Raw genomic sequence first — 20,648 nt, forward strand, 5'->3', positions numbered from 1 at the left:
CTATATATAGTTCCAATGGTTCTGTTTTTTCGGCAATTATATATGTGTTTAGTGCTGTTGTGGTTGAGCTTATAGTACAGCTGCTTGGGCTACCTAACAGTCGAAAAAAGCACAAGCCGGGCACCCATAGCTGCTATTGTGCCGATGACCCGGCGACTTGACGCCGTCAGGTAAGAATCAGTATCCAGAGCGTGTATGGACAAAATACAAAACGGCAACGGCCGGGCACATTGCCCGGCCGTTGCCGTTTTGTGAATAGAGAAAGTTTATTTCAGCTTACTCTGGATGTATTTCACTACCTCAGCACTGCCGCCTTCTTTGGCCGTTGCCAGTACGTCTTTGCCATCCTTATCCTTGGCTTTGGGATTGGCCCCGTTACTGAGCAGAAACTGCGTTACCTCCAGGCTGCCCTGGGCGGCGGCGGCCATGAGCGGCGTCACGCCAAAGGAATCGGGCTTATCTACCTGGGCTTTGTTCTTGAGCAACGCCTGCACGACTTCCAGATGGCCATTGCCGGCCGCAATAACCAGAAATGTGGTAGGGAAGCCCGGCATCATTTCCACCGGAGCGTTGGCATCGGCCCCGGCAGCCAGGAGCTTTTCCACATCGGCCGGCTGGTTTTTCATCACGGCCGCGTACACTTTTTGCGTGGGCGTCTGGGCCAGCAGGCAAGAGAAAGTAGACAGGAATAGCGCAAAAACGAGAAGAAGTTTTTTCATGACGGGAAATGCGGCCGACGGGTGGGAACCAAAGTCAAATATAGGTTCCGGTTGCCGGAATATCCCTATCCGGCAACGGGGCCGGCCGGCGCGGCCGACTCCGGTTGCTGGCCCATCTGCCGGGCCATCATACTGGCCAGAATGATTTGCAAAGCATGATACAGCATGAGCGGCAGCAGCAGCAGCCCCGTGCCGGCCATACCCGGGAAGAGCAGGCTGGCCATCACGCTGCCGTGTACCAACGACTTTTTGGAGCCGCAGAACAGGGCCGTAATCCGGTCCTCGCGGGAGAAGCCCAGCAGCCGGCTCAGCCCCCACACCACCCCGAAAATAGCCAGGTAAAGCCCCACCATTCCCAGGCCCAGCAGGGCCACATCGGCGGGGGCGTAGCTGCGGAAAATACCCTCGGCAAACGACTCGCAAAAGGCGGTAAACACAATCAGCAGAATCACCACTTGGTCGGAGACGCGCAGGCGGCCCTTGTGGCGCTCGGCAAACGCCCCGAAGCGGCGGTTGAGCAGCACGCCTGCCACCACCGGCAGAATCACCTGCCAAGTCAGGCTCAGGGCCAGGCCCCAAAGATGGCCGCCATCGGCAGAGGTGTGCAGAAACAGGCTGGTCCAGAGCGGCGTCAGCACAATGCCCAGCAGGCTGCTGATGCTGGCGTTGAAGATGGCCGCCGGCAGGTTGCCCCGGGCAATGCTCACCATCACCACCGACGTGGAAACCGTGCTGGGCAGCGTGCATAAAAAGAAAATGCTCTGCCACAGCTGCACCCCTTTCTGCCCCTCAAACAACGGCCGAAACAGCAGGGCCAGCACCGGAAACGCCACGAACGTAATCAGCTGCACCACTACGTGCAGCCGCCAGTTGCGCAGGCCGGCCTTCATCTTGTCAAGGCTCAAACGCAGTCCGTAGAAGAAAAAAATCAGGGCCACGCCGGCCGTGGTAAGGGTTTTCCAGGGAATCGGGCTGCTTTTGCTGCCGAAACCGGGGAACAGGTACGCCAGTGCTACCGCGCCCACCAGACCCAGCAGAAACCAATCGAGCAGACCGGCCCGCCGCAGCAGGGCAACCAAGCGGTTTTCGGTGGGTGGCACGGGAGCAGGAGAAGAAGCAGTTTGGAGCATATCGGGGCAAAATAAAAGCGTCGGGCTAACAAGTAGCCCGACGCCTGAGAAACGTACGGCAGCGGCGGCCGGAAGGTTAAACACCGCGCGGGGTTAGGCCACCGCTACGCGCCGTTTCTGTTTGCGGCCCTTTTTCAGCCGGTTCAGCCACATAATAACGCCGGTAATGGGGAAGGTAAAGCCCAGCAGGCATACCACTAGGCTAAAGATTTTGGAAGGCCAGCCGAAAATAGCCCCAGTATGCACCGGCTTGAACAGGCCGCGTACGCGCTGTCCCAGGTTGCGCTGCTCGTAGGTTTGGGTGCGCAATACCTGGCCGCTATACTGGTCGAGGTACACTTCGTCGGTGGCGTTTTCGTAGGTGGCATCGGGCCGCAGAGTGGCCACTTTAATACTGGCGGTAGGCTCTTTGGGAAGTTGCAACGTGTAATATACGGCCGTGGGAGCCAGTTGCCGGGCACGGGCCAGGGCCGCGTCGGCGGTCAGGCTTTGGGGCGCGGCCGGCGCGGCGGCAACCTCCGGAGCAGTGGCAACCGGCGCGGCCGATATAGGTGGCTCGGGGCGCTCCATGGGCGAGTTGGTAACGGCGTAAATACCCTTGTTGAACCACTCAAACGACCACGCCAGCCCCGTAAAGGCAAACACGAACAGGAACAGGGCCGAGTAAAAACCCAGCACAATGTGCAAATCGTGGTTGAGGCGTTTCCAGCCGCCGCTCCACTTCACCTGGAGGCGCTGCTTCACGGCTTTGCGCGTGGCCGGCCACCACAGCACAATGCCCGTCCCGATGATGAACAGGAACATAACGGTGCTCACGCCCACCACGAGCTTGCCGATGGCACCGCCCACCATGCCCCGGTGCAGGACCATCATGGTGAAAAACACGGTTTCCCGGTAGTTCAGCTCCCCGGTGACGGCGGCCGTGTAGGGGTTCACGAAAACGGTTGGTCCCCGGCCACCTTCGCCGCCACCCTTACCGCCTTTCTCACCTTTGCCACTCTCTCCCTTACCGCCTTTGCCTTCGGTGCCTCTCTCGCCCCGGTTTTCGCCGCGTGGACTTTCGGGGCGGGCCTCTGCGCGGGCTTCGCCGGGCTTGCCGCCTTTTTCGCCGCCGGGGCCGCCGGGCGCGCCGGCCAGGCTGAACTCCACGGTGCGGGCCGGGTCGGCGTACACTTTCACGCCCGTGATTTTGGCGTCGGCTTTGTAGGCTTTTACGGCCTCCTGGAGGCGGGCCAGGGGCAGGGCGGCCGTGGCGGCGGGCTGCACGAAGTACCGCTCGGGGTGCCAGGCTTGTTCCAGCTCTTTCTCGAATACCAGCACGCCTCCGGTCAGGCACACCACGGCAATAATCAGCCCCGAAACCAGGCTGAGGTAGAGGTGAATGTTGCGGAAAAAGACTTTCATAACTCAGAAAAACACGGGTCGGACAATCGGGTGAAAACCCGGAAGGTCACTGGTTGCAGCCAGCAGCCTCCGGGCTTTCGTCACTCACTCACTCACTCACTCACTCGTTTTTTACAGTCGGTAGCCCACGGTGGCCGCGAACACGCGGGGGGCAATGGGGTTCACGCTGTTGTCGTCGTGGACGTTGTAGCTCAACTTGTTGAGCACGTTGGAGAGTTTCAGGCGCAGGCTCAGCCGGTCGTAGGTGTAGCCCACGGAGGCATCGAGCTGGGTATAGGAGGGCAGCGGAATCAGGCGGAAGGCGTCGCCCTGCACGTTGCCCCGGGTGCTGCGGCCGGCCTGCCGCTCCCCAATGTAGAGCGTGGTCAGGCCCAGGTTCAGCCCGTGAAGTAGGCCGTTCTCGAAGGTGTAGAACACGCTGGCGTTGGCCGTGTGGTTGGGATTGTAGCGCAGCAGGCTGCCCACGGTGTAAATGTTGCTCTCGGTGTAGGCGGTGCGGTTGTAGCTGTACCCCCCAATCACCGACCAGCCCAGCATGGGCTTGCTCTGCACGTCCAGCTCTACGCCTTTGCTGGTCACCTCCCCGGCCAGCTCCTGGGCCGTGGGCATGTTGATGTTGTAATTAGGTGTGCCCACCAGAATCGTCTGGGCCAGGTTGCTGTTCACGATGCGGTAGGCCGTCACGTTGGCCGACAGCAACCCGTTGAACAGCTCGTTTTTCACGCCCACCTCGTACTGGTCGATGATGGAGGGCGGCAAAGCCGCGCCGGTGTTATCCATGCCGCCATTGGTGTTGAAAGAGTTGGCGTAAGAAGCAAAAACCGACAGGGTCTTCAATGGCTGATACACCAGTCCCAGCCGGGGCGAGAAAGCATCGTCGTAGCGCTTGGTACGGGTATCGGTCTGCTTGGCGTAGCCGTACACGATACTGCCGGTTTCCTGGTAGCTGTAACGCACGCCGGCCAGCAGCTTCAGCTTTTCGGTAATTTCGATGAGGTCCTGCACGTACACGCCCACGCGCCGGATGGGCGAATAGGTGCGGGTGTTGCGGGTGAAGTTGGGCACGGCGCTGTTTTCAGCATACCGATCCGCGTTGAACACGTTAATGGAATCGTAGCGGCCAATGGCGTTGTAGGCAATGGCGCGGGTGTTGTACTTATCGGCGTCCATGCCCACCAGCACGGTGTGCTTGAGGAAGCCGGTTTGTACTTTGCCGGTTACGTCCAGCTGGCCCAGGAAGTAGTCCTCATTGGTTTCACTGGCTTGGAGGCCGCGTACTTGGTTGCCATACAGCGCGGAGCTGCCGGTCAGGATTTTGATGGGTTTGCCATTCTTGTCCACGCCGCTGAACACGTCCACCGAGTCGCGCACATTGCTGGGGCGGGAGGCCGAGCGCAGGTCGTTGCTGAAGCCCTGGTAGGCCGCTACGCCGCGCACCTGCCAGGTGTCGTTGAGGTGATGGGTGAGGGTGGCGGTGGCCGATTTCTGCTCCGTACCGATGTTGGCCCAGCTGGTGTTCAGGAAACGGCCGCGCGGCACATCCGGAATGCGGTAGTTGATGGCCCCGATGCCGAAATCAGGCGTGCGGTCATCCTTCAGGTAGTCGCCCTCCAGCAGGAAATCGGTCTTGCTGCCAATCTTCACAAGCAGCGACGGGTTCACGTAGAACCGCTCGCCTTTCACCTCATTGCGGAAGCTGCGGCTGTTTTCGTAGGTGGTGTTCACCCGGAAGGCCACATGCTCGCTGCCGTTCACGGCCCCGTACAGGTCCAAAGTAGGCTTATAGAAATCATAGCTGCCTACGCGCAGCCCCACGGAGCCGCCCTGCTCAAAGCGGGGCTTTTTGGTGACCAGGTTCAGCACGCCGCCGGCCGCCACGTTGCCGTAGAGGATGGCGTTGCTGCCCTTCAGCACCTCAAACCGCTCCAAAGAGCTGGTTTCGGGCAGAATGCTGTTGTTATAACGTACCCCGTTCTTGAAGGTGTTGCTGCTGCCGAAAGCAAAGCCACGGCCTGAAATTTCTTCCTGATAGCCGCCCGTGTTGCCGCTCACGTACACGCCGCTCACGTTGGCCAGCACGTCGCTCACGCGCAATACCTGCTGCTGCTCTAGGGTCTGGCGCTCCACGGTAAAGGTGCTCTGGGGCAGATCCAAAGGGGCAATGGCGACTTTGCCCACGGCCACCGGCCGCTCGTTGAGGCTGCGGCTGCCGGTTACGCGTACCTCGTTGAGCTGCTGCTGGTTCTGCTGCACCGCGAAGGCCGGAACACTGGTGGTTTCACCGGCGGTTACGGTCACGGCCACTTCCTGGGTGCCGTAGCCCAGGCTGCTCACTACCAGCTGGTAGGTGCCCGCCGGAGCCGACAGCCGGAAGCTGCCATCGGTGTTGGTGGTAGTGCCGAAGGCCGTGCCTTTCAGTGCCACCGTCACGCCTTCTACCGGTTGCCCTTTCTCATCCAACACCCGCCCGCTCAGGCGGCCCCGCTGCGCAGTATCATCGTCGCCGTTGTGTAGCGGGCTGTTTGTCGTGAGTTCACCCCCTAAAGCGGGAGCAGCAGCGAGGGAAAGCAGGAGCAGAAGCGGTAGCGGACGAGACATCAGAGCGGGGGCAGCTTGTTTAGATTGATTTAAAACAATGCAAAGCTCGGCTCTATTTAGATAGATTCAAAACAGTTGCTTAGAAAAAATCTATATAGTGAAATTGGACGCTGACAGACAACTGGTTACTGTGCAAGATCTGCGCAGGGAATGCGTAAACCGCTCCGGTACGGCGGGCACAGCTCGTCGGGCCGGATGCCGTTCGGTGAGGTTATTACTTCGTCGCGGGGGTGTCAGCAGGCGTCATCGTGCGGGAGGTAGCACGCATCAACCGGCCCGCCGGACCGGAACAAAGCCCGCTTCAAAAAGCAACGCCCGGCCCCGCAGTACAGCGAAGCCGGGCGTTGCCGGAATACAATAGTTGAAACGGGGCTGCGGGTGCTGCTTACGCCTTCACGTCGTAGCGGTCCAGCATCATCACCTTGTCCCAGGCCTTCACGAAGGCTTTCACGAAACGCTGGTGCCCATCCTGGCCGGCGTACACTTCGGCCACGGCCCGCAGTTGGCTATTGGAGCCGAACACGAGGTCGGTGCGGGTGGCGGTGAAGCGTTTTTCGCCGGTTTTCCGGTCGTTGAGGGTGAGGGCGTAGCCTTTCGCATCGGCCTTCTTCCACTCGTAGTCCATGCTGGTCAGCACGGTGAAGAAGTCGTTGGTGAGTACGCCCACGCGGTCCGTGAACACGCCGTGCTCCGAGTTATCGTGGTTGACGTTCATGGCCCGCAGGCCGCCCGTGAGTGCCACCCACTCGGGGGCGGTGAGATTCAGCAGGTGGGCTTTATCGAGGAACAGCTCTTCGGGGGCCACTTTCGGTGCAATCTTATTAAAGTCGGCATCCAGGTAGTTGCGGAAACCGTCGGCCACGGGCTTAAGCCAGGTGAACATTTCCACGTCGGTCAGTTCCTGAGTGGTGTCGCGGCGGCCGGGGGTAAAGGGCACTGTGGTGGGCACGCCGGCATCGGCGGCGGCTTTTTCCAGGGCCGCGCAACCACCCAGCACAATCAGGTCAGCCAATGAAACCTGCTTGCCGGCGGCAGCTTGGTCGTTGAACTTCGACTGCACCGTGCGCAGCTTCTCGATAACGGGCACCGTGCGCTGATTTACTTCCCAGTCTTTTTGCGGGGCCAAGGCCAGACGACCACCGTTGGCACCGCCGCGCTTGTCGCTGTGGCGGTGGGTAACGGCGGCCGAGAAGGCCGTAAATACCAGGTCGGAAACCGATACGCCCAGATCCAGAATGTCCTTTTTCAGGGCATCCGCGTCAGTTGCGTCGATGATGGCGTAGTCGGCTACCGGAATCGGGTCCTGCCAGAGTAGGTCGTTCTCCAGGCGCTTTTCGGGACCCAGGTACCGCTCCCGGGGGCCCATGTCGCGGTGGGTGAGCTTATACCAGGCTTTCGAGAAGGCCTGGGTGAAGGCGTCGAAGTCATTCAGAAACTTTTCGCACACCTTGCGGTATTCGGGGTCTTCCTTCAGCGCTAAGTCGGTGGTCATCATCATCAGCGCGTGCGTCTTGCCGGGGATGTGGGCATCGGGCGTGCGGGGCGCGTCGGCGTCCACGGGCGTCCACTGCAAAGCGCCGGCGGGGCTTTTGGTCTGCTTCCACTCGTGGTTGAAGAGGTTTTCGAGGTAGCTGTTGTCCCACTGAGTCGGGTTCTGGGTCCAGCTGCCTTCGATGCCGTTGGTCATCGTGTTTTCGGCGTTGCCCGAGCCCACGGGGTTGTGCCAGCCCAGGCCCATCTGCTCTAAAGGCGAAATTTCGGGCGGCATCCCGATTTTGGCGGACGGCACCATGCCGTGGCTCTTACCGAAGGCGTGGCCGCCGGCAATCAGCGCCACGGTTTCCTCGTCGTTCATGGCCATGCGGGTGAAAGCCACCCGAATGTCGCGGGCCGAGCCCATCACGTCGCCGTCGGCATAAGGGCCTTCGGGGTTCACGTAGATGAGGGCCTGATGGGTAGCAGCCAGCGGGTTTTCCAGGTCATAATTGGCGTCGCCATTGCGGCCCTGCCAGCGCTTGTCCCGGTTCACCATCTTGTCGGGCGACTCGGCGGTGCGCAGATCATGAATTACCTCTGGGCCCCAGTAGGTCACGCTATCGGCTTCCCAAGCATCCTCGCGGCCCCCGGCAAAGCCGTAGGTGGGGAAGTTCATGATTTCCAGCGCGCAGTTGCCGGTCAGCACAATCAGGTCGGCCCAAGACAGGGAGCTGCCGTATTTCTGCTTGATGGGCCACAGCAGGCGGCGCGACTTGTCCACGTTGCCGTTATCCCACCAGCTTTCAACGGGGGCGAAGCGTTGCATGGCCTCGCCCGCGCCGCCCCGGCCGTCGGCAATTCGGTAGGTGCCGGCCGAGTGCCAGGCCATCCGGATCATCTGCGGGCCATAGTTGCCGTAATCGGAAGGCCACCAGTCCACGGAAGTAGTCAGGAACGACTTGATTTCCTGCTTCAGGGCTTCCAGATCAATGCGGCTGAAAGCTTCGGCGTAGTTGAAATCCTCGCCGAGGGGGTTCGCCAGCGGGCTGTTCTGGTGCAGCAGCTCCACCTTCAGGCGGTTGGGGTACCAATCGGAGAGGGCGGGCGGGGTGCCGGTAGCGCCGCCGATCCGGTCGCCGCCGAAGGGGCACTTGCCCTGCATATCAAAGCTGCTGGTGTCGGTTTTGTCGTGGCTGATGTTCAGCATATAGTCGTGTTGTTAATTAAGAACGCGTACGTACCGTAGACCAACCGGCGCAGGGCGCGGCCCTGATTTCCGGGGCAGAGCCTGACTTTTCGGCAAGCCTTTGGTAAAAGGTGTACGCTGATTACGCTGCGGAGGAGGTTCGCCAGAACATAAAATACGGGCCGATTACGCAGTGCCCGCACAGTCACGGGTCCAATATGCTATGGTTGTGCTGGGTACGCCGAAAGGGCTGCCATAAAAAACGCTCCGGCCAGGTGGCCGGAGCATTAATTGAAACGGTGTTTTCGGATAGCTGTATTGGCGGGGAAGAACGATTTCCCGGGCCGCTACACGGCCAGGGCCGGCTGCCGCGCGTGCTGGGCTTTCAAAGCAAAGGCATCGGCCAGCAGCTCGTAGGAGCGGAGCCGGTCGTCGTAGTCGTGGGTGATGGTAACAGCTACTACTTCGTCTACGCCGTAGGAGGCGGCTAGGGCTTCCAGCTCGGCTTTCACCTTGTCGGGCGTACCGCTCACGATGCGAGTGTGGTGGTAGGCCAGGCGGGCCTGCAAATCGGCGGAAAGGCCCCGCACGTTCACCGTTTCCACGGCCTCAATGGGCGTAAACTGGCCGGTTTCCAGCTTCAGCATCTGCAAAGCCAGGTTATCTGCCAGCGCTTGGGCATGGCCGGCCGTATCGGCGCATACTACAAAGGTGGCCACGTTGGCCTGCGGAGCCGCCAACTCGGGCGAGGGCCGGAACCGCTCCCGGTAGGTCTGCACCATGCGGGGGCCGCCGTTGGGGTTGATGAAGTGGGCGAAGCTGAACGCCGCGCCCACGTGGGCCGCAAACAGCCCGCTCTGGCCACTGGAACTCAGCAGCCACATTTCGGGCACGGTATCCACGAAGGGGGCCGCCTTCACGCGGGCATGAATGGTGTCCTCCACCACCTCATCCCGCAGGAAAGCCCGCAGATCCATCAGTTGCTCGGCAAAATCTTCGTCGCGGAACTGGTTGTGGGGGTTGAGGGCGTGGGCCGTAATCCGGTCGGTGCCGGGGGCGCGGCCAATGCCCAGATCAATACGGCCGGGATAGAGAGCTTCGAGCAGGCGGAAGTTCTCGGCTACTTTGAGTGGGGCATAATGGGGCAGCATCACCCCGCCCGAGCCCAGACGGATGCGCTGGGTTTCGGCCCCGAGGCGGGCCAGCAGCACCTCCGGCGAGGAGCCAGCCAACGTGCGGGTGTTGTGGTGCTCCGAAACCCAGAAGCGGGTGAAGCCCAGCCGATCCGTCAGGCGGGCCAGCTCCACGGTGTGCTGCAGAGCCTCGCGCGGGGTGCGTCCCAGCGGCACCGGCGACTGGTCGAGCACGCTGAGTTGTATAGTTGGGGAAGTCAAGTCAGTGGAATTCATAGGGAGTATAACCACCGAACGGGCCGGTTAGTTTACTGGCCCTTTCGCATAACCGATGCGCCGGGCTACATCGGCAGTTTGTCGCGCAGGGCGCTGTAGGTCCAGGTGCCGGCCAGGGCCGCCAGAATCATGATGGCGGCGGCCGGTACGCCGCTACCCAGCTGCGCAAAAAGCGGCCCCGGGCACGCGCCCGTAATGGCCCAGCCAAGCCCGAATAGCAGCCCGCCCAGCCAGACGCCGTGGCTGTACTGCTTGTCGGCTAGCCGGATTTCCTCGCCATTAATGGTGCGCAGACGGTTGCGCTTGATGAGCTGAATGGACAGCATCCCAACGACAATGGCCGAGCCGATGACGCCATACATGTGGAAGCTCTGAAACCGGAACATCTCCTGAATCCGGAACCAGCTCACCACTTCACTTTTGGTCAGGATAACGCCGAACAGCGTGCCCATCACCAGGTATTTAAGGTTTTTCATGAAAAGCAGGCTGGATTAAAACAACAGCGGGTACACTACCCAGGTCATGAGCAGGCCGCCCGCGAAAAAGCCGATAACGGCCACCAACGACACCCATTGCAGGTTGGACAGGCCCGAAATAGCGTGGCCCGAGGTGCAGCCGCCGGCGTAGCGCGTGCCGAAGCCCACCAGAAAGCCGCCCAGCACCATAAATACCCAGCCCTGCCAGTTACTCAGGTTTTCCAGAGCAAACAGCTCCCGGGGCAGCAAACCGGAAAAATCGGTGAGGTGCAGCTCGGCCCGCAGGTCGCGCACGGTAGCTGCCGAAATGGCAATGACCTCGGGGTGGCCCAGCACGCGGTAACCCAGGAAGCCGCCTAAGGCAATGCCTAGCACAAACCACAGGTTCCAGGCTTCTTTGCGCCAGTTATAGGTGAGAAACGGCAGCCCGGCGGGCACGCAGGCGGCGCAGATATGGCGCAGCGAGCTGCTGATGCCCAGCGCCTTGTTGCCGAGTAGCAACAGCGCCGGCACCGTCAGGCCAATGAGCGGCCCGGCCACGTACCAGGGCCAGGGCTGGCGAAGAAAATCAAGCATAATTCAGGAAGAAGACAGAGGAAAAGAAGGTGCAGGCTGCCGGAGCAATCTGGCGTTGGAAGGAGCAGGAAATGCAAACTAGAAGAACGATTTCACGGCTTCGCCCAGGTCGAAAACGGTAGCATCGGGCAACGCGGCGGCCACGATGCTGCTGCCCGCCGCCGAGCGGTAGCCGCCGGCGCAATGCACCACCACGGGCTTATCGGCCGGAATTTCCGAGGCCCGCTCGCGCAGCTCGGGCAGCGGGATGCTGAGCGAACCGGCAAACAACGGCTCGTCGCGGTGCTCGGTAACTGAGCGGATATCCACGATGGTGTACTGCGCCGGGTGCTGGCGGAACTGCGCCACCTCCAGCAGCGGCAGGGTGGCGTCCGTACCCGGCGTGCCCACCAGCGCCCCCACGCACCGGGCTTCGTAGCCGATTTTGGCCGCTTTCCGGATCAGGTCTTCCCGTGTGGCTTCGTCGGGAGCCACCAAATAAAACTGTTCCTCCGGCCCGACAATCGAGCCCAGCCAGGTTTCGAATTTGCCGCCTTGCTGCAAGTTGAGCGCGCCCTCGGCATGGCCTTGTTTGAATTCGGCCTCGTGCCGGGCATCTACCAGCACCGCGCCGGGCCGAAGGGCCGCACCGGCCGCCAGGCGCGGCACCTGCTGCACGCCGGGGGCGTAGGCCGGGGTGCCGGCTTTGTTCAGGGCCACATCGTAGCCGAAGTATTTGGGAATAAAGGGCTGATCCTGGAGCAGCTCCCGCACGAAACCCGCCTCGCTCATCTTCCGTAGCATGGGGTTGCCGAATTTCTCGTCGCCGATGGTGCTGCTGCTGGCCCCGCTTAGGGCCTTGCCGCAGAGGCTGCCCGCGCCGTGGGCCGGGTACACCAGCACCGCATCGGCTAAAGGCATAAGCTTCGTATGCAACGAATGGTAGAGCTGCCGGGCCAGCTCCTCGCGCCGGGCCGTGAGGTTGCCAGCTTTTTCGCGCAGGTCTGGCCGGCCCACGTCGCCGATGAACAGGGTGTCGCCGGTGAAAACGGCTACGTCTTGCCCCTCGTGGCTGAGTACGATGCTGAGGGAATCGGGTGAGTGGCCGGGCGTGTTCAGGGCCCGGAAGGTGAGCTTACCGCTGGTAAACGAGTCGCCTTCATCAAACGGCTGGTGCGGATAATCGGCCCCCACAAGCTGGCTGACGCGGATAACGGCCCCGGTGGTCTGGGCAATTTCCAGGTGGCTGCTCACGAAGTCGGCGTGCGGGTGCGTCTCGATAACGGCCACGATGCGGGCCTCGTGGGCCTGGGCGAAATCGTAGTACGGCTGCGGGTCGCGGGCCGGGTCGATGAGCACGATTTCGCGGGCGCACTCGCTCAGAATGGCGTAGGAAAAGTGGGCCAGGCCCTTGTCTTCAAACTGCTCGATTTTCATGGTAAAAAGCAACTAAACAGGAAAATGAATGGATAGCGAGGCCGCCAGCGTCGGCCCCGTAAAACGCCGCCGGAACGCTAGAAAACCAGCTCCCGCAGCAGGATGAACGTGCCCATCGCCAGGGTAAACCACCCGAAAGCCGGCTTGAGTTTGTGACCGGGAATGAAGCGGGCCAAGTAGGTGCCCGCCACGATGCCCGCCAGCGCAAACGCCAGAAACCCCAGCAGAAACGGCCACGCAATGGGCGTGCCCGCGCTCAGGTCGCCGCTAAACCCAATCAGCGAATTCAGGGCAATGATGACCAGGGACGTGCCCACGGCCAGCTTCATGGGCAGGCGCGCGCCCAGCACCAGGGCCGGGATAATCAGAAAGCCGCCGCCCGCCCCCACAAAGCCCGTGAGCGTGCCCACCACCAGCCCGATGCCCAGCACCAGCGGGTAGTTGAACGGCGGATTTATATCGGTTTCCAGCGTCGCTTCCGGCCCTTGGCTCCGGATCATGGATGCGGCGGCCACCACCATCAGCCCGGCGAAGGCCACCAGCACTAGCAAATCCTTGGTCACCACGAGGCCACCCACCACGAACAGCTCCGCCGGAATGGCCGGCATCACCAGCCGCCGCATCGCAAACACCGCCGCCAATGACGGCCCCAGAAACACCAGTGCCGTTTTCAGCGACACCAGCCCCTTGCGGAAATAGCCCGAAGCGCCCACCACCGAAGTCGAGCCCACCACAAACAGCGAGTAGGCCGTGCTTAGCACCGGACTCACGCCCATCAGATACACCAGCACGGGCACCGTGAGGATGGAGCCGCCCCCACCCATGATGCCCAGCGAAAGCCCGATAAAAATGGCGGCGAAGTATCCAATGGCGTGTAACATGAAAAGCTGAACGTATGTATTTATGAATGATTGTTCATGTATTACGGCAAAAAAAAGCCGCGCCGTTACAGAAACGTACACGCGGCAATGCACTGGATAACATCCACCACTTCGCGCATTTTGAGGGCGTAGAACACGTTTTTGCCGTCGCGGGAGCTGCTCAGGATGCCTTTCAGCTTCATGCCCGAGAGGTGGTGCGAGGCCAGGCTCTGCTCGATGTTTAGCCGCTCACTGATGTCGTTTACCGACAGGCTTTCCTGGGCCGCCAGCAACTGCACAATGGCAATGCGGGTGGGGTGGGCGGTGGTTTTGAGGATGAAGGCCACCTTCTCCATCTTCTCGATGGACAGGTTCATTTCGACGGGAGCAGTGGTAGGAGCCATACGGTATGCAAATGTATGATCATTTGTTCATGTATACAAATCGGCCGGCCGGTTTGGTTCCCGGTTCTTTCTGCTTCGTCTCAACGATTCATTAGCCCAGGGTTTAAACCCTGGGCTATGGAACGGTTAGCGGAGTTGCTCAGCATGACGTTCTGAGTTTTGCCGCTGCCGGCTATTGGGCTTGCTCCAGGGCGGCCACGTCGGCGGCCCCGAGCAACGCCAGATTACGCGTAATTTTTTCGGCCGGCCAGTGCCACCACGCCAGCTTTTCCAGGCGGGCAATGGTGTCCTCATCGAAGCGGAAGCGCACTACCTGGGCGGGGTTGCCGGCCACGATGGCGTAGGCCGGTACATGGCGCGTCACCACGGCCTTGGTAGCCACCACGGCCCCGTTGCCGATGCGCACGCCCGGCATGATGGTGGCCTCGTGCCCAATCCATACGTCGTGGCCCACCACGATGTCGCCCTTGGAAGGATATTTTTCGGCTACCGACTGCCCCTGCATGGCCGCTTCCCAGCCGCCGCCGAAAATGGCAAACGGATAGGTGGAAACGGGGGCAGTTTCGTGGTTGCCGCCGTTCATGATGAACTTCACCCCGGAAGCCAGAGCGCAGAAATTGCCGATAATGAGTCGGTCCCCGATGAAGTCGAAGTGATACAGCACGTTCCGCTCGAAGTTGGCTGGATCTTCCAGGTCATCATAGTAGGTGTAGTCGCCAACTTCGATAGTAGGACGCGTGACCAGATTTTTCAGAAACACCAGCTTGCGGTGGTGGGGCAGCGGGTGCAAGGTGGAAGGGTTGGGGCCGGTCATAGCGGGTAGAATGAGAGGCAAACATACGCGGATGTAGCCACCTGCCACAGTACCTTCGCGGCCGTATGATTTCGACGCTGACGCTGGGGTTGTTGTGTGGGGCGGCTTTTCTGGCCGGTTTAATTGATGCCATTGTGGGCGGTGGCGGCCTGGTTCAGCTACCGGCCATGCTGCTGCTGCTGAAGGGCATGCCCACGCCCACGATTCTGGGAACGGGCAAAGTATCCTCGCTGCTGGGGACGGCGGCGGCCTTTCGGCGCTACGCCGGGCAGGTGCCCATTCAGTGGCGGGCGGTGGGGCCGGCGGCCGTGGTGGCGGGTGTATTCTCGTTTCTGGGGGCGCGGGTGGTAAGCCAGCTGCCCCAGGAGCTGCTCCCGAAACTGGTGCTGGGCTTGCTAATAGTCATTGCCATCTACACCTTCTGGCGCAAGGATTTCGGCTCTTTGCACGCACCCAAGCTGTCCCCGCAGCGGGAGCCGCTCTATGGGGCGGCCGTGGGCGTGGTCATTGGGTTCTACGACGGGTTTTTCGGGCCGGGCACGGGCTCGTTTCTGCTGTTTGCCTTCGTGGGGCTGTTCGGCTTCGACTTCATAACCTCTTCTGCCTCGGCGAAGCTGGTGAACATTGCCACCAACCTAGCGGCCCTGGCTTACTTCGCCTACACCGGCCAGATTCTGTGGGCGGTGGCTATTCCTATGGCCATCAGCAACATTATCGGCTCCACGCTGGGCGCGCACTTGGCGCTGCGCCACGGTACCGGTTTCGTGCGCGGGCTGTTTTTGGTCGTCGTCTCGGCCTTTATCCTGAAGCTGGGCTGGCAGATGGTGAGCGAGGTTTAGGGTAGGAGGGTAGGAGTGTGTGAGGGTAGGAGTTAAGCAGATGTCGCGCATCAAGCGAAGATGAAGGACCTTATCACGTTGGCACGAACCGCACTGCCGGTTGCCGTTCAGAAGTGATAAGGTCCTTCATCTTCGCTTGATGCGCGACATACTCAGGATGACACCTTTTTAACTCCTACCCTCACACACTCTTACCCTAACTCTTACTCCCCGCCGGGCAGGCCGGGAACGGGGTTGCCTTGTGCGCCTTGCGAGCTGGGCACGCCCATCTTTTCCTCGCGCTTGCGCTGGTATTTGTCGAACTGGGCGGGGGTGAGGGTTTCCTTCAGCATGGAGAGGCGCGACTGGCCGATGTCGTCCACCACACCGGCCATTTTGCGCACGTTGCGGGCGTACTTCTGGCGGGCCGATTCCACGCCCCGCACGCTGATGAGGTTGATCTGGCGCACCTTTTCCAGCTGCTGCGGCGTCAGGCCCAGCGCCTTCTGCATGTTGTCGGTGAGGGCGTTGGCCCGGGCTTCCACCTGCTGCTCGTTAAGGGCCGGGGCAGGGCGGGCGGCAGCGGTGGTAGAGGGTTTGGCCTGGGAAGCAGAGCGGCCCGGCGTGGTCTGGGCCAGCAGGGCCGGAGTGGCAGTGAGGGTCAGCAGCGCGGCCAGCAAAGGAGTCTTCATGTAATCTGAAAGTAGTGAGTAGCGAAGCCGGCGGGAAGCGCCGCTTCGGAGTTGAGGCAGTAAAGATGATGCCAGTTTTGTAAACCGGACTGCCAGAACGCCACAACGGGCTGGGGTATTCCATTTCGGGCGGAAAAATATTCGGGCACCTGCATACACGGCGTAACCTTTCCCCCCCGATTCGCTTACAACGGCAGTCTACTCTCCCCAACCCTCCCGCGTATGAAACCTGATACCCGCAATTCCCTGCTGGTGGCCGCTGCCAGCGCCATCGGTCTGTTCGCCGCCACGCTCTACGCCAACCGCCGGGGCGACTACGACCTGCGCGGGCGGGTGGTGCTCATCACGGGCGGCTCGCGAGGGCTGGGCCTGATTCTGGCCCGGCAGGCCGTGGCCGAGGGTGCCCGCGTGGCCATCTGCGCCCGCGACGCCGACGAGCTGGAGCGGGCCCGCCAGGAGCTGGCCGCCGCTGGGGCCGACGTGCTGGCCCTGGCCCGCGACCTGTCGGAGCCCACCGAGGTGCGTACGCTGGTGGCCGAAGTAGAGCAGCGCTTCGGGCCGGTGGAGGTGCTCATCAACAACGCCGGCCTCATCAGCGTCGGCGCCCTCGACCACATGGAGGTGCGCGACTACGAGGATTCGCTGAAAGTGCATTTCTGGGCTCCGCTGCATGCCATGCAGGCCGTACTGCCGGCCATGCGCCGCCGGGGTGAGGGCCGTATCGTGAACATTGCCTCCGTGGGCGGCAAGGTGGCGGTGCCGCACCTCGTGCCCTACAGCGCGGGCAAGTTTGCGCTGGTGGGCCTCTCGGAAGGCTTCCGGGCCGAGCTATTGCAGTACGGCATTCAGGTAACCACCGTGTGCCCCGGCCTGATGCGCACCGGCAGCCCCCGCAACGCCACGCTCAAGGGCCAGCACGAGAAGGAGTACGCTTGGTTCAGCATTGCCGATTCGTTGCCGGCCATTTCGATGGATGCGGAGCGGGCCGGCCGCGAAATCTGGAACGCCTGCCGCCGCGGCGACGCCGAGGTGATTCTGGGGTTGCCGGCCAAGCTGCTTTCCCTCTTCCACGGCCTGCTGCCCGGCACCACCGCCGACCTGCTCAGCTGGGCCAACCGCAGCCTGCCCGGCCCCGCCGACGTCGTCGGCAACGAGCGGCGCTTCGGCTACGAGGCCGAATCGGAGGCAACCAAATCCTGGCTCACCACCCTGACCCGCAAAGCTGAAGCGGAGAATAACGAGCGTTAGGGGGGGCGTGTAGTTGGTTGTGCGTTGCCGGTAATAATTCAAAGAACGTCATGCTGAGCATTCTGCGCATCAAGTGGAGCGTAGTCGAAGCATCTTGCGTGCTGAGGTTGCCAAAGTAACCGGCCGTAACCGCTCCATAGCCCAGGGTTTAAACCCTGGGCTAGTGAATCGCCCGAACAAAGCAGTAGGGCGTTCCGGTCCGGCGGCTGGAAGCCGTCGGGCCGGTTGTCGTCTGCATTGTGAGAACAACGACGTCACAACGTCAGCACGCAACAACCGGCCCGACGGGCTCCGCCCGCCGGACCGGTGGCACCATCCCGGAAGCCGCTATATTGCCGCCAACAACCGGCAACCGACTTGACTTATCCCGTTCACCTTTCCCTGGGGCCGCTGGTGCTGCCGGTGCATCTGCTGCTGGAGGTGCTGGCGTATTCCGGCGGCTACCGGCTCTACCAGCACCTGCGCCGCCGCACCCTCGACCCGATTTCGGAGGAAAACCGCCTCTGGATATTCGTGGGCTGCGCGGCCGGAGCTTTGCTCGGCTCCCGGATGCTGGGGCTGCTGGAGCACCCGGAACTGCTGGCGAATCCGCCCGGCGGCTGGCTGTACTACTTCACCAACAAAACCATCGTGGGCGGCCTACTGGGCGGGTTGGTAGGCGTGGAACTGACCAAGAAGCGCCTCGGGGTAACTTCTTCCAGCGGGGATTTGATGGTGTACCCGGTCATTCTGGGCATGAGCATCGGCCGCCTCGGCTGCCATTTCTCGGGCCTTGAGGATGGCACTTTCGGCACGGCCACCACGCTGCCCTGGGCTATCAACTTCGGCGACGGCGTGCCGCGCCACCCCACCAACCTCTACGAAATTCTGTGGCTGCTGCTGCTGGGGGCGTTGCTCTGGCTGCGGGAGCGGCGCGGGCCGCTGCCGGATGGCTGGCGGTTCCGGTTTTTTATGGTAGGTTACCTGCTGTTCCGGCTGCTGGTGGAGTTCCTCAAACCCACGCCCGCCCCGGCCGGCTGGGGCCTCACCGCCATCCAGTGGGCCTGCGTGGCCGGGCTGGGGTACTACGGGTGGCTGTTTGGGCGGGATGCAGAAAATCGGGAAAATAGTCAGAGTAAATTCTTGATAAAATGAAGCTGGTTCTTGGTGTTTTTTTAACTATAATGCTTACGGTATTATCGAAAAATGTAATGAGTCAATCATTAGTTTCCAATGATAGTATAGATGTATTTTGGTATGAATACATGAATAGTCGAAGAGAAAAGATTCAAGCAGAGGATATAGTGACAAGTTACAAGGAGGATTTTTTTAGATTATGGTTGAATGAAGTAGTAGTGGAAGTATGGTGCGATAAAAATAAATTAGGTGGCAGGCTGATTCACTGGGTGGAAGAGTATGTTCCATATGAAGAAGAAGCTACAGATAGATATTTTGTCATCAAAGATGACTTAGATTCACTCGCCTGCGCCAGTATATTATCTGTTATGAATAAGTATGAAATCAGGCAAATGCCTAGCAGTCAGTATATAAAAAATTGGAAAAATGGTCTGGATGGTATTGAATACATCATAGAAGATAAAGTAAATTGGAAGTATAAATTTAAAAATTATTGGACACCTTCAGCGCAAAAAGATGTTCATGAGGCAGAGGTTTTGGAGGAGTTTATAGATGAGCTGGTTCTTGTTATTAATGAGAAAGAAAGGAGTAATTACTTTCATATGAGTATCCCGTTTAAATCGTGGATGAATGGTGGAGCTACTATTACTTCGAAAATAATGACTTATGGTGATATTATGAGAATGAAACAAGAACGAAATAGATATCGGAAGCAGAAGAAGTTACAGCTGCCGGTCAAATAGTATGCATTTGCTGATTTTATTCTAGTATGTATAAGTAGATTTTGTGCTTGTAGTCTGCTCTCAACAATAATCTAAGCCCCCCTCACTATGCCCGAACGTCCTTATACCTACTACGACTTCACCCTGAGCCTGTGCCCGCATTGCCTGCGGCGGGTGGAAGCCAAGATTGTATTTGAAGACGGCAACGTGTACATGCTCAAGCGCTGTCCCGAGCACGGCCGGCAGCGCGTGCTCATTGCCACCGATGTGGAGTACTACAAGAGCATCCGCAACTACGTGAAGCCCAGCGAAACGCCCCGCCGCTTCAACACCGCCACCCACTACGGCTGCCCCTACGACTGCGGCCTCTGCACCGACCACGAGCAGCACTCTTGCCTCACCGTCATCGAAATAACGGACCGCTGCAACCTCACTTGCCCCACCTGCTATGCCGAAAGCAGCCCTTTGCACGGCCGGCACCGCACCCTGGCCGAGGTGGAGGCGATGGTAGACGTGCTGGTGGAAAACGAGGGCGAGCCCGACGTAGTGCAGATTTCCGGCGGGGAGCCCACGCTGCACCCGCAGTTCTGGGAAATTCTGGATATGTGCAAGCGCAAGCCCATCAAGCACCTGATGGTGAACACCAACGGCGTGCGCCTGGCCAAGGATGAGGCGTTTGTGGCCCGGCTGGCTACCTACGCCGGGGCTTTTGAGGTGTACCTGCAGTTCGATTCGTTCCGGAAGGAGGTGCTGGAGAACATGCGCGGGCGTGATTTGCGCGAGGTGCGGATGCAGGCCCTGGAGCACCTCAACAAGTACAACCTCAGCACCACGCTGGTGGTCACGCTGCAAAAAGGCCTCAACGACGACGAAATGGGCGAAATCATCGACTTCGCCCTGAAGCAGAAGTGCGTGCGCGGCGTCACGTTCCAGCCCACCCAGGCCGCCGGCCGCCTGGAGCACTTCGACCCCGCCACCGACCGGCTCAGCCTCACCGAAGTCCGCCAGGGCATCATAGACCAAAGCCCCGTATTCACGGCCGAAGACCTGCTGCCGGTGCCCTGCAACCCCGATGCGCTGGCCATGGCCTACGCCCTCAAACTCGACGGGGAGGTATTCCCGCTGACCCGCTACATCGACCCCGCCGACCTGTTGCAGAGCGGCGGCAACACCATCGTGTACGAGCGGGACCCGCGCCTGCGCCAGCACCTGCTCAAGCTGTTCAGCACCGCCAACACCGTGGATACCGTGCTGCCCGAGATGAACCAGCTGCTGTGCTGCCTGCCGCAGGTGCAGGCCCCCAATCTGGGCTACGACAACCTGTTCCGCATCATCATTCTGCAGTTCATGGATGCCTGGAATTTCGACGTGCGGGCCATCAAAAAGTCCTGCGTCCACATCGTGAGCAAGGACCTCAAGATTATCCCCTTCGAAACCATGAACCTGCTCTACCGCGACGAGGAGAAACTGGCCCGCCTGCAGGTACTGCGCGATATTCCGGTACTGTAGCAGCTCCAAAAGCCGTGTGCCGGTCCGGCGGCTGCAAGCCGTCGGGCCGGTCGACGTAAGCTGACAACCGAACGA

18 protein-coding genes are annotated in these 20,648 nt (G+C 60.7%); 5 read left to right on the top strand and 13 right to left on the bottom strand.

The features are described from left to right. Window positions 1-266: 266 nt before the first annotated feature. The 12 genes from EI293_RS11950 to EI293_RS12005 all read right to left on the bottom strand — a co-directional run bounded on the left by EI293_RS11950 (window position 267) and on the right by EI293_RS12005 (window position 14,468). Window positions 267-719 (bottom strand): ankyrin repeat domain-containing protein, encoded by a 453-nt coding sequence (locus EI293_RS11950; RefSeq protein ID WP_125437894.1) that lies wholly within the window; start codon window positions 717-719, stop codon window positions 267-269. Between the two features lie 65 nt (window positions 720-784). Next, entirely contained in the window at window positions 785-1,849 is a 1,065-nt protein-coding gene (locus EI293_RS11955) for a bile acid:sodium symporter family protein (protein ID WP_125437896.1), read from the bottom strand. A gap of 93 nt (window positions 1,850-1,942) precedes the next feature. Next, the gene (locus tag EI293_RS11960) at window positions 1,943-3,253 is read right to left on the bottom strand and encodes a PepSY-associated TM helix domain-containing protein (protein ID WP_125437898.1); all 1,311 of its coding nucleotides are present in this window, start codon (window positions 3,251-3,253) and stop codon (window positions 1,943-1,945) included. Between the two features lie 111 nt (window positions 3,254-3,364). After that, complete coding sequence (locus EI293_RS11965; protein WP_125437900.1) at window positions 3,365-5,851, bottom strand: TonB-dependent receptor; 2,487 nt, start codon at window positions 5,849-5,851, stop codon at window positions 3,365-3,367. Window positions 5,852-6,236: 385 nt separating this feature from the next. Continuing rightward, the gene (gene katG / locus EI293_RS11970) at window positions 6,237-8,534 is read right to left on the bottom strand and encodes a catalase/peroxidase HPI (protein WP_125437902.1); all 2,298 of its coding nucleotides are present in this window, start codon (window positions 8,532-8,534) and stop codon (window positions 6,237-6,239) included. A 326-nt stretch (window positions 8,535-8,860) separates the two neighbouring features. Continuing rightward, window positions 8,861-9,922 carry an LLM class flavin-dependent oxidoreductase gene (locus tag EI293_RS11975; protein ID WP_125437904.1) on the bottom strand — a complete coding sequence of 354 codons (1,062 nt, stop codon included), beginning with the start codon at window positions 9,920-9,922 and terminating at the stop codon, window positions 8,861-8,863. Window positions 9,923-9,987: 65 nt separating this feature from the next. Then, a complete protein-coding gene (locus tag EI293_RS11980; protein WP_125437906.1) occupies window positions 9,988-10,398 on the bottom strand; it encodes a DUF6691 family protein in 411 nt (136 codons plus the stop codon). 15 nt (window positions 10,399-10,413) lie between these two features. Continuing rightward, window positions 10,414-10,974 carry a YeeE/YedE family protein gene (locus EI293_RS11985; protein WP_125437908.1) on the bottom strand — a complete coding sequence of 187 codons (561 nt, stop codon included), beginning with the start codon at window positions 10,972-10,974 and terminating at the stop codon, window positions 10,414-10,416. Between the two features lie 78 nt (window positions 10,975-11,052). Continuing rightward, a complete protein-coding gene (locus EI293_RS11990; RefSeq protein WP_125437910.1) occupies window positions 11,053-12,390 on the bottom strand; it encodes an MBL fold metallo-hydrolase in 1,338 nt (445 codons plus the stop codon). 77 nt (window positions 12,391-12,467) lie between these two features. Next, window positions 12,468-13,271 (bottom strand): sulfite exporter TauE/SafE family protein, encoded by an 804-nt coding sequence (locus tag EI293_RS11995; protein WP_125437912.1) that lies wholly within the window; start codon window positions 13,269-13,271, stop codon window positions 12,468-12,470. Window positions 13,272-13,336: 65 nt separating this feature from the next. Then, window positions 13,337-13,654: an ArsR/SmtB family transcription factor gene (locus EI293_RS12000; protein ID WP_246010622.1), complete on the bottom strand. Its 318-nt coding sequence runs from the start codon at window positions 13,652-13,654 to the stop codon at window positions 13,337-13,339. A gap of 172 nt (window positions 13,655-13,826) precedes the next feature. After that, window positions 13,827-14,468, bottom strand: a complete 642-nt coding sequence (locus EI293_RS12005; protein ID WP_125438077.1) for a CatB-related O-acetyltransferase — start codon at window positions 14,466-14,468, stop codon at window positions 13,827-13,829. Window positions 14,469-14,533: 65 nt separating this feature from the next. On the opposite strand from EI293_RS12005, the gene EI293_RS12010 reads away from it, so the two are divergent. Then, window positions 14,534-15,307: a sulfite exporter TauE/SafE family protein gene (locus tag EI293_RS12010; protein ID WP_125437914.1), complete on the top strand. Its 774-nt coding sequence runs from the start codon at window positions 14,534-14,536 to the stop codon at window positions 15,305-15,307. Window positions 15,308-15,510: 203 nt separating this feature from the next. On the opposite strand, the gene EI293_RS12015 is transcribed toward EI293_RS12010, so the two are convergent. After that, the gene (locus tag EI293_RS12015; protein ID WP_125437916.1) at window positions 15,511-15,978 is read right to left on the bottom strand and encodes a hypothetical protein; all 468 of its coding nucleotides are present in this window, start codon (window positions 15,976-15,978) and stop codon (window positions 15,511-15,513) included. A gap of 222 nt (window positions 15,979-16,200) precedes the next feature. Here EI293_RS12015 and EI293_RS12020 point away from each other — a divergent pair, with 222 nt between their 5' ends. The 4 genes from EI293_RS12020 to EI293_RS12035 all read left to right on the top strand — a co-directional run bounded on the left by EI293_RS12020 (window position 16,201) and on the right by EI293_RS12035 (window position 20,573). After that, a complete protein-coding gene (locus tag EI293_RS12020) occupies window positions 16,201-17,226 on the top strand; it encodes an SDR family NAD(P)-dependent oxidoreductase (RefSeq protein ID WP_125437918.1) in 1,026 nt (341 codons plus the stop codon). A 357-nt stretch (window positions 17,227-17,583) separates the two neighbouring features. Next, window positions 17,584-18,360 (top strand): prolipoprotein diacylglyceryl transferase, encoded by a 777-nt coding sequence (locus EI293_RS12025; protein WP_125437920.1) that lies wholly within the window; start codon window positions 17,584-17,586, stop codon window positions 18,358-18,360. Then, complete coding sequence (locus EI293_RS12030) at window positions 18,357-19,085, top strand: hypothetical protein (protein ID WP_125437922.1); 729 nt, start codon at window positions 18,357-18,359, stop codon at window positions 19,083-19,085. Before EI293_RS12025 ends, EI293_RS12030 begins: the two co-directional genes overlap by 4 nt. A gap of 87 nt (window positions 19,086-19,172) precedes the next feature. Beyond that, window positions 19,173-20,573 (top strand): radical SAM protein, encoded by a 1,401-nt coding sequence (locus EI293_RS12035; RefSeq protein ID WP_125437924.1) that lies wholly within the window; start codon window positions 19,173-19,175, stop codon window positions 20,571-20,573. The last annotated feature ends 75 nt before the right edge of the window (window positions 20,574-20,648 follow it).

Source organism: Hymenobacter perfusus (assembly GCF_003944765.1).
GTDB classification, from domain to species: domain Bacteria; phylum Bacteroidota; class Bacteroidia; order Cytophagales; family Hymenobacteraceae; genus Hymenobacter; species Hymenobacter perfusus.

Excerpts from the sequence above, each read along its gene's own strand:
- EI293_RS12035 (WP_125437924.1), top strand. The coding sequence starts at position 19,173 with ATGCCCGAACGTCCTTATACCTACTACGACTTCACCCTGAGCCTGTGC.
- EI293_RS12030 (WP_125437922.1), top strand. The coding sequence starts at position 18,357 with ATGAAGCTGGTTCTTGGTGTTTTTTTAACTATAATGCTTACGGTATTA.
- EI293_RS11965 (WP_125437900.1), bottom strand. The coding sequence starts at position 5,851 with ATGTCTCGTCCGCTACCGCTTCTGCTCCTGCTTTCCCTCGCTGCTGCT.
- EI293_RS11985 (WP_125437908.1), bottom strand. The coding sequence starts at position 10,974 with ATGCTTGATTTTCTTCGCCAGCCCTGGCCCTGGTACGTGGCCGGGCCG.
- EI293_RS11975 (WP_125437904.1), bottom strand. The coding sequence starts at position 9,922 with ATGAATTCCACTGACTTGACTTCCCCAACTATACAACTCAGCGTGCTC.
- EI293_RS12005 (WP_125438077.1), bottom strand. The coding sequence starts at position 14,468 with ATGACCGGCCCCAACCCTTCCACCTTGCACCCGCTGCCCCACCACCGC.
- EI293_RS12015 (WP_125437916.1), bottom strand. The coding sequence starts at position 15,978 with ATGAAGACTCCTTTGCTGGCCGCGCTGCTGACCCTCACTGCCACTCCG.
- EI293_RS12010 (WP_125437914.1), top strand. The coding sequence starts at position 14,534 with ATGATTTCGACGCTGACGCTGGGGTTGTTGTGTGGGGCGGCTTTTCTG.
- EI293_RS11950 (WP_125437894.1), bottom strand. The coding sequence starts at position 719 with ATGAAAAAACTTCTTCTCGTTTTTGCGCTATTCCTGTCTACTTTCTCT.
- EI293_RS12000 (WP_246010622.1), bottom strand. The coding sequence starts at position 13,654 with ATGGCTCCTACCACTGCTCCCGTCGAAATGAACCTGTCCATCGAGAAG.
- EI293_RS11990 (WP_125437910.1), bottom strand. The coding sequence starts at position 12,390 with ATGAAAATCGAGCAGTTTGAAGACAAGGGCCTGGCCCACTTTTCCTAC.
- EI293_RS12020 (WP_125437918.1), top strand. The coding sequence starts at position 16,201 with ATGAAACCTGATACCCGCAATTCCCTGCTGGTGGCCGCTGCCAGCGCC.
- katG (WP_125437902.1), bottom strand. The coding sequence starts at position 8,534 with ATGCTGAACATCAGCCACGACAAAACCGACACCAGCAGCTTTGATATG.
- EI293_RS11955 (WP_125437896.1), bottom strand. The coding sequence starts at position 1,849 with ATGCTCCAAACTGCTTCTTCTCCTGCTCCCGTGCCACCCACCGAAAAC.
- EI293_RS11995 (WP_125437912.1), bottom strand. The coding sequence starts at position 13,271 with ATGTTACACGCCATTGGATACTTCGCCGCCATTTTTATCGGGCTTTCG.
- EI293_RS11960 (WP_125437898.1), bottom strand. The coding sequence starts at position 3,253 with ATGAAAGTCTTTTTCCGCAACATTCACCTCTACCTCAGCCTGGTTTCG.
- EI293_RS11980 (WP_125437906.1), bottom strand. The coding sequence starts at position 10,398 with ATGAAAAACCTTAAATACCTGGTGATGGGCACGCTGTTCGGCGTTATC.